The organism is Paenibacillus oleatilyticus, from assembly GCF_018998565.1.
Taxonomy (GTDB): Bacteria; Bacillota; Bacilli; order Paenibacillales; family NBRC-103111; genus Paenibacillus_G; species Paenibacillus_G oleatilyticus.
The window spans coordinates 237,815-250,994 of the sequence record NZ_JAHNZO010000004.1 but is presented as its reverse complement, the minus strand read 5'-3'; the positions used below and the strand labels follow the sequence as shown (position 1 = coordinate 250,994).

The following is a 13,180-nucleotide window of genomic DNA, read 5'->3' as shown; positions in this document are numbered from 1 at the left end:
GTAGCATTCCTCTTTCACAGGTTCGTGCTTTACAGATCATTTGACGAGTCGAATCGACAAAAAGTTTAAAGTAAGTTCTCCCATTTCGACAGAAATTTTGCGCGCCTGTCCGCTGCTCCGACAGGTGCCGGGACCAACCCCTCCTCCATGACATAAACTGGTGCAAAACCTTGCAAATGGAGTTGAAGAGATGTCTCTCGCCCCCCTTCGTTCCCGAAGCGGTAGGATCAAAATCGATGTTTTGATCCCTGCCATTGACAAAGATCTGGAAACCTTGCCGTTCGTCATCGACGCCATCCGGAAGCAGGTCAAGCATCCGATCGGCAAAATGATGATCGTTTCTCCGAATAGCCCGAGAATCAAGGCGCTGTGCGCCCAAAAAAAATGCACTTTTGTTCATGAGCGGACGGTGCTGCCGATTACCAAAAAACAAATCCGTTACCGTTCGAATCGATGGGAACGCTCCGGGTGGCTGCTTCAGCAGCTGCTTAAGCTGAGCGGCGACAGGCTGGGTTCGAGTCGGTATTTTTTGACGATGGATGCCGATACGGTGCTCATCCGCCCGCACGTCTTCTGGCAAAAGGGGAAGCCCGTGTTTTATTGCCGCAGCTGGAGCCATCCCGAATACTTCAGAGTCAGCCAGAGACTCATGGGCCGCAAACGCGCCGCCCCCTCGTCGTTCGTCGCGCATTACATGCTGTTCGAGAAAGCGAAGCTGGCCCAGATGAAAAAGAGAATGGAAGCCAGACACGGGACGCGCTGGTACCAAGCCATTCTTCGCAGCATTGACAGGTCGAAGCAGTTCGGCTTCTCGGAATTCGAATTGTACGGCAACTTCGTCTATGCCGCCAATCCCAAGGGCGTCGTGCTCAAACGATGCTTGAACAAAAGCTTGAACCAAAGCGTGAAGAGCATTTCGCCGAAGCGGATAAAAGCTTTGGCCAGCACCTTCCGGTCGCTTTCCTTCCACAAGCGCAGAGGGTATTCGCTCAAACCGAAGGGGTTGAGGAAATGACATCATATCAGGTCACATGGAAGGGCCCTGTTACAAGGTACGGCGGGATCGGAAGAGCCAGCCGGGAATATGCGCTTGCCTTAAGCCGACAAGGCGTGGACGTCAGGGTAGAGGCAGGAAGGTCCGGGAAGAAGAAGCCGGCAGCAGGCAGCGCCTTGGCGCGTCTGCTTCGCAAGCCACATGCCGCAGGCAAACGCAAAATTTTGATTTACCATTATTTCCCTTATATGATACAGATGCGGAAGGAACGCCAAAAATATGACCATATCATATTGAATACCGTCTGGGAGACAACGCGCGTGCCCCGGAAATGGTTCCCGAACTTGAACCGCTTCGACGCCGTGTTCGTTCCCTCCCGGCATAACAAAGCCGCCCTGCTCCGCAGCGGGGTGAAGGTACCGATCTATATCGTGCCGCATGGAGTCAACACCAAGCAGTTTACGCCACGGAACAAGAAGCTGGCAGTCAAGGGGACGGCCGGAAGGTTTGTTTTCGTCTCCGTCTTCGGCTTCCAGCACCGCAAAAATCCGGAGGGCTTGCTAAGGGCTTTCTGGGAAGAATTTGGTCCGTCCGAGAAGGTCGCGCTGGTGATCAAGACGAACGGATACGGTTCCCGGGAAACCGAGAAGTGGATCAAAAATAAAATCAACGGGTACAAAAAAAGGCTCGGGTTTCGGAAAACGGCCCCGGTGATCTTAATTTCCAGCCGCATGCCGGAGCATCGGCTGAAGGGGCTGTATACGCTCGGTTCCGCGTTCGTGCTTCCGACGAGGGGAGAGGGGGTCGGACTGCCGTTTCTCGAATCGCTGGCAAGCGGCGTGCCGGTCATCGCGACGGGCTGGGGCGGACATATGGATTTCGTCAAGCGCCGCAATTCGTTCCTGGTCAAGTACCGGCTGCAAAACCCGGCCGTCAGTATGAGAAGCAAGCATGCGATCTCACGCCTCTTCCGCAGTTTTTTTGCGCAAAAGGGGCAGCTCTGGGCCGAACCGGATATCGGCAGCTTGAAAAAGCAGATGAGAACTGCTTTTCGGCAGCGCGCCGTTTGTCGAAGGAAAGGAAGACAAGGCAGGCAGGACGTGCTGAAGTTCACATGGAACCGTGCCGGGGCCGGCATGAAGCGGGTGGTAGAGCAAACGATCCGAAAAAAAAGCCGCCGTTAACCATCGTGCTTGTGGCCCGCAGGCTGGAAAAAGAAAAGAACCCCATTGCCAGGATAAGCAGGCAATGGGGCTCTGTGTGTAGGAAAGGCTGGTCCAATAGGTTAGTTAATCAAGCTGCCGTTCTGCAGCAAATTGTACAGGACGGTTGCGGCGGCTTCCCGGGTCGTCGGGTCGGCCGGATGGAAGTGCGGCGTTCCGTCGATCTCGTCGCCGCTCATCAAACCGCTTTTTGTAACCGCATCGATGCTGTTCATGGCGTACTCGGCAAATTCGGAAGCATCCGCATACGGCTTGCGCGAAGGATTGCTCTTCGGCGTAAGCTGGATCAGGGACGATGCCCGGGACAGCATCACGGCCAAGTCTTGGCGGCTGATGCTGGCATGCGGAGCGAATCGCCCTTCTTCGACGCCGTTCACAAGACCCGCTTCATAGGCGGCCGCAATATCGTCGGCAAACCAGTCGGAGGCGCTCACGTCCTGGAACGGAGCTTTCGAGCCGGCATGCAGACCGAGCGCGCGGACCAGCATAGCAGAGAATTGCGCGCGGGTTACCTGTTCTTTCGGCGAGAACGCCGAAGCCGAGGTTCCGTTCAGCAGCAGCCTGTTGGCCAAGGCCTGGATGTGCGATTGCGCCCAAGACGTATCGATGTCCGTAAACGCAATAGAGCGTGTTGCAGCCGCATAGGTCGAGATGCCCGGGCGGTTGACGGTTACGGTGCGCGTGCCGTCTTTGTTCAGAGCGACGCTCGCCGGAACGGCATACACCTTTCCGTTGTCGAGATACAAGACGCCCAGCGTGTTAGCGTCGGTATTGCCGCTCACGGTAAAGGAGCTTTTCAGGAAATCGCGGTTGGATACGGCAAGTGGCTGCGTATCGCTGCCGTTTACTGTGTTCACGGCAAAGGAAACCGGCGTACCGGTCACTTTGGCTCCCGGGAATCCGTCGGCGAAGGCCGATGCGCGTTCTGCGTCATACCGGACGGCCACGTTCAGTCCTGCCGCCGCCGGTACGCTCTTCAAGACCGAAACGGGGAGCGCAATCGACGCGTTTCCGTTGTTGACGACAACGGAGTTTTGCTCGCCCGACGCTTTCAACGTATTCACTTGATCAGGCGTCAGCTTGACGATGACTTGCTGGGACGCCGTTGCATAGACGGAGACGACCACGGCAACCGGCGTGCCGGACTCCGTTTTTAAAGCGGCTTTCAGGTCTGTGTCCGTAATGGTCGCCGTCAGCGTGTTGCCGTCTGTCGTTACCGTCCGTTTCAGTGAAGCGGAGGTTTGTCCCTGATTCACGACCGTGTCGATGGAAGGATTGCTGGCGGATTGCTCCGTGCTGCCGCTGACAGATCCGCCATAATAGAAGCCGCTGCCGCTGTTGTTAATCGGCGTGCTGCTGTCGTCCGTGCTGCTGACGCGGAGCGTTTTCCATGCGACATATTGAATAAGTTCGTTGTTGGCGTCCCGTTTCGGCTGTCCCTTCGCATCCAGAATGAGGGCGCGGACCATGAGTTTATACGTGCCTTCCTTCAGGCGCTGGACGATCGGCTTTCCGTTGCCATCCACTTTATCGTTAATATAAGTGCCGTCGATGTTCTGGAACGTATACGTCCCCGGAGCAAGCAATTGCGGTTTCCCGCTTGCGTCTTGCTTCAGAATTTGTCCCATGGTGCCGACGTATTTGTCATCCACGCCGTAAACGTTCAGATCCAAATAGTTCGCGTCCTTCGCCGTCAGGGTCACGGAGACGTCCGTCGACTTGCTTGGCGTAATGACCGTTCGGGTCAGCGTCACGTCCTGCAGCCCGAAGCCGTTGTCCGGCCGTTTTGTGCCGACATGCACGACGAACGGCAGGTGCAGCGAAGGCAGTCCGGCGCTTTCCAGCAGCACTTCTCCCTCATACACGCCGTCTGCGGCTGTAGCCTTCGGCGCTACGGAAAGGGAGAACTTCTGTGTCGACTTGGCTCCGGCGGAAACCGTATTGCCGCTGCCGAGACCTTCCAGCGTCGCGACGATGTTGTTCACGTCAGGCGTCTTCACCGGGCTGTTCGGATCGGAAGTGACGTTCGGATGCAGCTTGATCGACGCTTTGTACGTTACCGCTTTGTCCGAAGTGTTTTTGAGCTGGAGCTGCTCTTTCTTCGCATTGCTTCCGGCAGCCATCAACCCGAAGCTGGTGCTGCTGCCGTAGTTGACGACCTCTTGCGGATTCAGGTTCTTGTCAAGAATGGTGATCTGATCCACCGTCTGGAGCACGGCCGGCGTATAGACCGCTTGGGACACATTAATGCGGCCTGCGCCTTGAGAATATACATCGTATGGCGTTTCCTTAGAGTCTTTGATCCCGTCGGCGGTATTGGCCATCGCCGCGCGAATATCGAACGGCGTCCAATCCGGGTGCTGCTGCTTCAGAAGCAGGGCGACGCCCGCTACGTGCGGTGTGGCCATGCTGGTTCCGCTGCTCCGCTTGTACGCTTGCGCGTAAGAGGCGCCGGGAATGCTTTTGCCGTAGGCCGGATAAGTCGACAGCACGTTCACGCCCGGCGCGCTAATATCCGGCTTAATGCTCAGCTTGTCGTCCGACAGAGGACCGCGAGAGCTGAACGTTGCCATCGTATCGCCCTTATCGATCGTTTGCGGATAGCTTGGACCGAACGTCAGGCGGAACGGCTTGGCCGGATCGGCCAATACGGCAGAGGCCAATGCGCGTCCCTGCTGACCGGACATGTCGAAGGTGGGAATATATTCGAAGTCGTCCCCAATGAAGGAGTCGATATGCCCGTTCCGTCCGTCTATGCTGGGGGAGAGATCCGGTATGTCCTTGCCACTGGCATCCTTCGTGATATTGCCGTTAAAAATCACGATGGCTTTGGCTCCGCCCTTTTTCGCATTTTTAATTTTGTCTACAAAGGCCAGCGAACCGCGCGATACGAAGGCGATCTTGCCTTTCACTTTATCGTTAGCGAAATCTTCTTCTTGCCCAAGCCCTGCATATACAGCTTCGATGGGGTTCGTGCCGAGGATCGTTTTAAAGTCCTCCTGCCCGGTCTTCCAGGCCATGACGTTCAACGGATAATAAACGGCTTCGTACACGGAGCTGGTAACCGAAGCCTTATAACGGTTGGACGGGCTGGTCACCGCGCCGACGGAGATCGCAAGCTGCGAAGAAGCCGGCGAGCCCATCGAGTAGAAGTACGGCCCTTTATCTCCCGCATTGCCGCTGGCTACGACGGCGACGATGCCGCCGAGAACGGCATTGTTGATCGCGATCGAATCCGGGGAGTTCGGGTCCTTTTCCTCGTCCGAGCCGAGCGACAGGTTGATCACGTCCATTTTGTCCTTGACCGCGCGCTCGATTCCGTCGATCACTTGGGCCGAAGAGCCGGACGATCTGCCGGTTTTGGGGTCGCGGGACAACACTTTATAGACGTAGAGGTCCGCTTCGTAGGCCACGCCTTTTTGGACGATATCGGTGTTCGTATTTTTGGCCCGGCCGGCGATCGTACCGGATACGTGCGTGCCGTGAGACGTGCCCTCGAAGCCTTTTCCAAACGGGTCCTGAGCCTTCGGAATCGGCGGTTCCTCATAAGGATCGGGCGTATTGAATGAAGAGTTGTATCCGCCCTTATAGGCATCCTTCAAATCCGGGTGCAAATAATCGACGCCGCTGTCGATGACACCGACCTTCAAGCCTTTGCCGGTCAAGCCCTTGGCCCAAGCGTCCTGGGCTCCGATTTGCTTGATGGGCGCGACATCGTAGCTGCCGGTCACGGCATCGACCGGCTGCGGAGCTTCGACGGGCAAAGCATAATAGGTCCGGTTCTCATGAATCGACTTGACGCCGGGGATGGCGGCCAGCTCGGGAATCTGGTTGGCCGGCAGCGTAATTTCCATGCCGTTGAGCACGGTATTGTATTGGTAGTTGACTTTCAAATCGATGCCTTCGGATTTCGCCAAGCTGATCATGGACGACTGCTCGCTATTGACAGCGCTTTCTAAAGATTCTGCAGAAAGCTGCTGCTGGCCCAGCTCGGCAGCGTATTTTCCGACGGAAACCGGCTGTCCGCTCAGTTGGACGATGACGTTCACCTTGTTCGTGGAGGTGGTGTCCAGCTTGTCGGAAATAAAGGCATTGGCATTCGGATGAAAAGAAAGAGTGCGGATGATTTGCGCATCGACGATGCCGGACGGGGTACCCGATACCGATGTCAAAGGCGCCGCCTGTGCAACGCTTTGCATCATTAAACCTGCGGTTAATAGAGTAGACAGCAGTGAGAGACGCGAAAACTTTGCTCTTCTCATATCAAAACTCCTTTTCACTATGATTTTGAGAGCTGAAGTGAATCGTCACCCCCGATTCGACTTGTGTTTACAGCATTTACAAGAATTTATTGTATCACCTATTTCAAATATATACCATATATTATAGTAAAATCTTCTAATAGAAATGTATAGAATTCGATAGATTTATTTGAATTTGGTGATGGATAAGTGTTGACTATTAAGTTAACTTGAGTTAATTTATTTATTGGAGTTTACAATGGAACAAAAGTAAATTGTGTGAGGTGATTTCGCTCTATGGACGCGCAATCGATCCCGCTGCGGGAACTCAAAAAAGCGCGGACCAAGCTGGCGCTGTACGAGGCGAGCTTGGAGCTGATCGGCGAACGTTCGTTTCGCGAGCTGCTGGTAGATGACATCTGCCGCAAGGCGGAAGTGTCGAAGGTGACGTTTTTCAAGTTTTTCCGGCAAAAAGAGGACGTGCTGGTCTACTTCATGCGGGTATGGCTGACCTTCCGGCGGATCGAGCTGGCGGAGCGGCCGCTGCGGGGAATGGCGGCCATCCGGCATATGCTCGGGAAGGTCGTCGAAGAGGCGGCGACGAAGCCGGGCTTGATGCTGAGTCTGATTGGTTTTTTGTCGGAAATGAAGATGCACCCGTGTATGCCGGAGTTAAGTGCGGCGGAAGTCCACTTGTTGTTCCCGGGCCAAGAGGAGCTGGGGGCGCAGGAGCCGGATTTGCATCAGGAATTTACGAAACGGATGCAGGAAGCGGCCGAGGACGGGGAGCTACGTCCGGGAGTATCCGCGGAATCGGCGGTAGTACTGCTGCATACGATTTTTTACGGCGCTTATTTGACCGGGCATTTGTACGGTAGCACGGATTTGATGGGAGTCTACGAAACGCATCTGGAGGTGCTGTGCGCCGACCGGGAGAAGGGGAGATAAGGGATGAGCAAAGTGGTTAATGGCCGCTATACGGCCGAGATCGACGGGGATTTCGTCGTATTCCAGATCGGGATGAGGATCAACAAGCCGTGGGCGGTCCATAAGTGGCTTCCGGTATTCAAGGCGATGCCGCCGATGATCCGGGAGCTGTACGAGAACCCGGAGCTCGGGTTCCTGCACGCCAATTACTATGTGACGCTGCGGGGGCCGGTCATCCTGCAATATTGGCGTTCGTTCGAGCACCTGGAACGGTATGCGCGACACGGCGCCGTGCATTTGCAAGCTTGGCGCGAGTTCAATCGGAAGGTGGCGGCCAGCGGGGCCGTCGGTATATTTCACGAGACGTTCATCGTCCAGCAAGGGCAGTACGAGTGCTTGTACCATAACGTGCCTGTCTTCGGACTGGCGAAGGCCGGCCGGCACGTGCCCGCCACCGGGCGCCGGGAAACCGCCGCGCGCAGGCTCGGACGGGATAACGACCCGGCCGTACCGACGCCTCCGGCGCCATCCATGTAGAGGCAGCGCAAACAAGCACCTGGCCAAGGAACGGCTTGGCAGGTGCTTGTTCGGACGCGGTCCGGTCCTTCCGGAGGCGGCTCCCCTAAACGAACGGGTACGCGTAGTTTTGCGGTGCTTCGAAGAAATGGCTGACGTTGACCAATCGGCCCGGATCGAAGCTTATACGGACGGGGCCCTCGGCATAAATGTCGAGCTCGCAGTACCCGTGAGGCCAATCCAGCATTCCCGTCAGACGATACAGATAAGGGCTCCGGGGGGTGAATCCCCGAATGGCCCATTCTTTGGCCAAGGAAACCTTGCTGCCGTCGGCGGTTCGGACAAAATCGTTGTTTTGCTCCAAAGATTGATACAGAACGGTCGAAACGCTTACTTTCGACACCTGATGGAACTCGAGCTTCGCCATGCCGGCCAAATAAAAATGACTGCCTTCGTCCGGCCTATGAATCCGATTCCGGACGCACCAGTCTTTGCTGATATCTATTCCCCAGGCGCCGATGCGCAGGGTGTCTTCCGTAAGCGGAACGCTGTTGAAAAAAAGATGCGACTCGCGAAAACCGATCGATTTAAAAGAGTCGTTTGTAATATCTCCCTCAAATATCATATCCAGTAGTCCTTCCATGCCAGAATTCAGTTTCTCTAACCGCTGCCGAGCGGCAGCACAAGCCCTTGCTTTCTCTCCTCTCTCCGGAACTTACCTTCCGGAAAGAACGAACCAGGTCCGGCGAAAAACCGGATCGTCCAATCGCCGATGAATTTCATTAAGCAGCAAACGAATAAATTTCGGATCAAGCTGAAGCTGGACTGCGTCGGTGTAGCAGTCCAAGAGCCAATCGTTTTTAAGAGAACGCATGCTTGCCATTACTTGCCTCCACTCAAACCGTTTCCATATTTATACTAAAATGATAGTATTAGTTGGTCGCGTGTGCATCACATTTTGTTTTTCGTCCGATGGCAAAAAGGATTGCAATATATGGAAAATGAACGCAAAATCAAAAACATAACGTTGACAGCGGCGTAACGTTTATACTATTGTGCAGGATCTTCAAGCTTACGTACTCGATTCACCGCTGCCTACGCAGGCTTTTTTCGCGTTGATCGATGCGACGGCACATTTAGTAGGGGCTTCCTTGTTAGCCCGGAGAATCGGGGTACGAAGCCGAATATCAGCATTCTGCTTGCTCCGCTTGAGCATGACGGCTATATCCGCCGCTCCGGCCATCCGGAGGACGGCAGGAAGACGGTGATTTCGATAACTGCCGAAGGCCGGGAGCTGCTGCAGCGATACTTTCCGGGCAACCGCGAGGAAATCGCGGAACGTATGAAACCTGTCCGGACCTAAGCGGCCGGTATCTGATCGTCGGAGTGATCTCGATGTTTACGCTGCAGATTTTCGAGAGCATTATGATGCATGCGGGAATGATGCCTTTGACGGGCATTGCGCTTCCATTCATTAGTTAGGACGTCAGTTCGCTGATGACCAACATGATTTCGATGGGACTCGTGTGAGCGTTATGGCGGATAGCGGAGCGGGGGAGCTTTCCTTCGCGCAAAAGGCATCTCATGGCGAGATGCCTTTTTTCGTGATTACTCCCCGGCAACCGTACCGTTAAGCTCATGGATATGAGCCATCATGGCTTTGACCTGCCGGTTCAATTCGGTCATCTGCTCGAGCGTCATACCGCTGGAGGCGAACAGCGCTTGTGGAATGCAGACCGCTTTGTGCTGGAGCGCCAAGCCTTTGTCCGCGATCCGGACAATCACGACGCGCTCGTCCTCGCTGGAACGCTTCCTTTGCACCAGCCCGGCCGATTCCATCCGTTTCAGCATCGGCGTCAAGGTTCCCGAGTCGAGATCGAGGATTTCGCTCAGCTCTTTGACCGTGCTTTCTTCCTTTTCCCACAAAACCAATAACACAAGATATTGGGGATAGGTCAGCCCAAGCTCGTCGAGCAGCGGCCGGTACATTCGCGAGATCGCTCTCGAACAGGCGTACAGACTGAAGCATAGCTGATTGTCGAGTTTCAAATATTCATTATGACTCATGGGAGGAACCTTCTTTCCTCAATCCTGTTCATGTCTCGGAAGGATTGATTGTGCACAAGTTAATTTGGTCAAAATTATATCATTCTCTCCCGGTCTCCAACAAGTCTGCGGAACAGACCAAAAAGGCTCCTGCGCTGCGCGTTTCGTACGGCACAGCGTAAGAGCCCGGAAAGATAAGAAAAGGATGGCGAGGTTCAATTCGCATAGAGAACGGCGCCAGCCGCAGCCTTTTGCCCCCATAGAGAGTGGGAGACGGCCATCCACATTCGGCGGAAAGCGGGATTGGTTGAACGTCTATGGATTTCTTCTAGCAGCAGATCGATAAATTCGGGATCGAGCTGAAGGTGGACCGCATCCATGTAGCATTGAATGAGCCAATCGTCTTTGAGTGTGCGCATCGGTTATCCTCCATCCTTGGGATTCGTTGCTGTCGGTTATCCCAAATCCCTGATTGAAATTCCATAATTATACTAAAATTGTAGTATTCATGGTGGCAAATCGCATCACATTTTGTTGTTTATTGAATGCAAAAATTGTTGCATCATATCGAAATAGAGCGCAAATTGGCTTTTTGGCGCTGCGAACCGGGCGAAAATCCCGTTTTATGGGGGTTGCATAAAGAACATGCCGTATGCAACGCAGTGCAAAAAAAATGAACGAATATCCAACACGAAATGCAAAAAGAACGATTCAAGCTACAAAGATTTCACCCGGCAACCGCGCTATGATAACGGTAATCGCAAAATGAAAACGCTTACCTATTTGAAGGCAATCAAAAGGCTTGCTTCGACCTTCCATTCTATCCGTTAGGGGGAATTGCAATGAAGGAAATGCAAGAACGGATACCCGGCGATGAACATCGGGCAGACGAGGTTCAAGGACAGGACATGGCTGCAGCGCCGCCGCAGCCGGGCGGCCCGATGCTTAGCCGGCGAAAGCTGCTCGCGTCGCTTGGCATGGCCGGAGCGGCAGCGGTCATGTACGGCGCGGCGTTCGGCTCGGCGAGCGGGAATGGCAGCAGCTCGGTTACAGGTTCGGTGTACGGCTTAACCGGGTACGGAAACCCCGACAGCCTGTTCGAGAAGATCAAGCGGCTGGCGGCGCTCCAATACGTCGTACCTGCGACGGTCGCGGAGCTGCGGTCAATGACGGCGCCGGATGCGTCTTTCGTCTATTTGGTAACGGACAAAGGGCAGGAAGGTCATTTTGTCGTCGATCCGGACGACCAGACGACGGCGGACAACACGGGCACGGTGCTCGTAGCCGCTTCCGGCGCGAGATTGAAGCGGCTGCTGGAGTCGCCGTATTTGAATGTGAGATGGTTCGGGGCGAAGGGCGACGGAGTAACGGACGATATGGCAGCCATCCAGAACGCGATCAATACGGCGTTTGCATTGGGCGGGGGGACGGTATTCCTTCCGAAGGGGACGTACATCGTATCGCCGTCGGGGAGCACCAAAATCAATTTGCGCGACAATGTTCATGTGTTAGGTGAGGGGACCGCTTCGGTGATCAAGGTGAAGGACAACGCCGGGGACTATGGGATGATTTTCGGGGCCGCCTCGTCGGGGGTGCCGCTGCGGAACGTCCGCATCTCCAACCTGCGCGTTGATCAGAATACGCAAAACAATTTGACGTGCAACGTCGATTTGCGCCGGAAGGACCCGTATTTCTGGCAGTTCGTGATCGGCCTGTACAATTATGAGAACGTGTTCGTCGACAACGTCGCGTTCGATCCGACCTGCGGGATCAACACGATCACGATGAACAACGAGCGGGGAACCAACGCTTCGGTGACGAACTGCCGGTTCAACTTCGTCATGGCGAAGAGCGACGATTCGGCAGGGTACGATAATTCGGCGATCTATTTGAACGGTCGCAACCATACGGTGTCCAATTGTCTGTTCTATGCGGCGGCGGGTCAGAAGGCGCGGGGCGCGATCGAGACGCACGGCGGACAAAGCGTCGTCTCGAACAACGTGAGCGACGGGTATTACACCGGCGTCAACATTCAGGCGAACAGCCTCGACCAGCACGGCGACATCACGGTCAGTAACAACACATTCAGCAACGCGAACCAGGGCATCCAGCTATGGCCGTGGAAAAATTACGCGCTCCGGAATGTGACGATTGCCGGCAATACGATTCATCTGGCCAATACCGTACATAAGCGGTATACGACAACGGGCATATCGAGCGCCGGCGGCCCGGAAGAGAAGGGGGCATTCGAGAATATTACGATTACCGGCAACACGATCGTGTTCCAGGAAGAGCGAACGCAGCGGGCTACCTTCAACGATGCGGCTTACGGCATCGGTCTGGTCAAGGACATCGATATGACGAATGTCGTCATCAGCAACAATACGATCAAGAACGCCCCCGTCTCGGGCATCCGGATCGGCAGCACGTCGAAGGTCGGCGTCTCCCGCAATATCCAGATTACCGGCAACGTGATTGAAAATGCCGGTCACTATCCCGCGCTGCCCGCGTACGAGCCATACCGCGCCGGTATTCTGCTACGTTCGACGGTCGAAGGAGGGAACATCTCGGGCAACTTCATCACGGACACGTACGATGAGGCGCAAGGCATGTTCTCGATCCGGGTCAATGATGCGGACGGCACGTTCCGCGGCGTATCGGTGACGAACAACTTGATCGCGTCGAAGCAGGGCGGTCTGTGGCTGAGCCTCAGTCCGTCGGTGGCGACGGATGCGCCGCCCGTGAAGACGGCGGCCTCGTATCCCCCGGATGCCGGCACGTTCTACCATGGAGAGATCGTGCTCGTCACGGGCACGGACGTGACTTCCGGCCAGACGGCCGCCGGCTACAAGGTGAGCGCAACCGGCACAGCGGGCACGCTTACCGGCGTAACGGCGACGGGCATCGGCGGCGACCCGACGATCGTCGTCAACGACGCTTCGTCCTTGAAGCCGGGGCAGTGGATCCGCATCCAGCCGGGCAGCCAGTCCTATCGCATCGTACGCATTTCCGGCAACAAAGTGCGCCTGCATGTCGGCTTGGCGGCCAGCGTATCCGTGCCGAGCCCGGTTGTTTTTGCCGCTCCCGAATTTATACCGTTCGGTCCGATCGGGAAGCTGCCTGGCATTGCCGACACGAGCGGCTTGACGGTCGCCGAGCTGGAAGGGGAGGTAAACCGGCTCAAGCAGGCGATGCGCAGCTACGGGGTGCTGGCCTAAATCGCGCAGCGGAGT

11 protein-coding genes are annotated in these 13,180 nt (G+C 55.5%); 6 read left to right on the top strand and 5 right to left on the bottom strand.

The genetic code is table 11. The features are described 5' to 3' along the window. The first annotated feature begins 190 nt into the window (after positions 1–190). Together KQX66_RS07470 and KQX66_RS07465 are read left to right on the top strand one after the other, a co-directional pair. On the top strand, positions 191–1,015 hold the full coding sequence (locus KQX66_RS07470; protein WP_216791552.1) for a DUF6492 family protein: 825 nt from the start codon (positions 191–193) through the stop codon (positions 1,013–1,015). Further along, a complete protein-coding gene (locus KQX66_RS07465; protein ID WP_216791550.1) occupies positions 1,012–2,178 on the top strand; it encodes a glycosyltransferase family 4 protein in 1,167 nt (388 codons plus the stop codon). The genes KQX66_RS07470 and KQX66_RS07465 overlap by 4 nt, the downstream gene beginning before the upstream one ends. A 101-nt stretch (positions 2,179–2,279) precedes the next feature. On the opposite strand, the gene KQX66_RS07460 is transcribed toward KQX66_RS07465, so the two are convergent. Further along, positions 2,280–6,479: a S8 family serine peptidase gene (locus tag KQX66_RS07460; protein ID WP_216791548.1), complete on the bottom strand. Its 4,200-nt coding sequence runs from the start codon at positions 6,477–6,479 to the stop codon at positions 2,280–2,282. 276 nt (positions 6,480–6,755) lie between these two features. Here KQX66_RS07460 and KQX66_RS07455 point away from each other — a divergent pair, with 276 nt between their 5' ends. Next, positions 6,756–7,406, top strand: coding sequence for a TetR/AcrR family transcriptional regulator (locus tag KQX66_RS07455; RefSeq protein ID WP_216791546.1), 651 nt, complete (start codon positions 6,756–6,758; stop codon positions 7,404–7,406). Positions 7,407–7,409: 3 nt separating this feature from the next. After that, on the top strand, positions 7,410–7,922 hold the full coding sequence (locus tag KQX66_RS07450) for a DUF4188 domain-containing protein (RefSeq protein WP_216791544.1): 513 nt from the start codon (positions 7,410–7,412) through the stop codon (positions 7,920–7,922). An 85-nt stretch (positions 7,923–8,007) separates the two neighbouring features. Here the strand turns inward: KQX66_RS07450 and KQX66_RS07445 are convergent, their stop codons facing one another. Both KQX66_RS07445 and KQX66_RS07440 read right to left on the bottom strand, forming a co-directional pair. Continuing rightward, a complete protein-coding gene (locus KQX66_RS07445) occupies positions 8,008–8,526 on the bottom strand; it encodes a hypothetical protein (RefSeq protein WP_216791541.1) in 519 nt (172 codons plus the stop codon). A gap of 90 nt (positions 8,527–8,616) precedes the next feature. After that, entirely contained in the window at positions 8,617–8,784 is a 168-nt protein-coding gene (locus tag KQX66_RS07440) for a sporulation histidine kinase inhibitor Sda (RefSeq protein ID WP_306665865.1), read from the bottom strand. 512 nt (positions 8,785–9,296) lie between these two features. On the opposite strand from KQX66_RS07440, the gene KQX66_RS37310 reads away from it, so the two are divergent. Then, positions 9,297–9,383, top strand: coding sequence for a hypothetical protein (locus tag KQX66_RS37310; RefSeq protein ID WP_253957002.1), 87 nt, complete (start codon positions 9,297–9,299; stop codon positions 9,381–9,383). A 126-nt stretch (positions 9,384–9,509) separates the two neighbouring features. Here KQX66_RS37310 and KQX66_RS07430 read toward each other — a convergent pair whose 3' ends face one another. Together KQX66_RS07430 and KQX66_RS37980 are read right to left on the bottom strand one after the other, a co-directional pair. After that, positions 9,510–9,968, bottom strand: coding sequence for a MarR family winged helix-turn-helix transcriptional regulator (locus KQX66_RS07430; RefSeq protein WP_216791539.1), 459 nt, complete (start codon positions 9,966–9,968; stop codon positions 9,510–9,512). A 194-nt stretch (positions 9,969–10,162) separates the two neighbouring features. After that, a complete protein-coding gene (locus KQX66_RS37980; protein WP_216791537.1) occupies positions 10,163–10,366 on the bottom strand; it encodes a sporulation histidine kinase inhibitor Sda in 204 nt (67 codons plus the stop codon). 423 nt (positions 10,367–10,789) lie between these two features. On the opposite strand from KQX66_RS37980, the gene KQX66_RS07420 reads away from it, so the two are divergent. Further along, complete coding sequence (locus tag KQX66_RS07420; RefSeq protein WP_216791534.1) at positions 10,790–13,165, top strand: glycosyl hydrolase family 28-related protein; 2,376 nt, start codon at positions 10,790–10,792, stop codon at positions 13,163–13,165. The last annotated feature ends 15 nt before the right edge of the window (positions 13,166–13,180 follow it).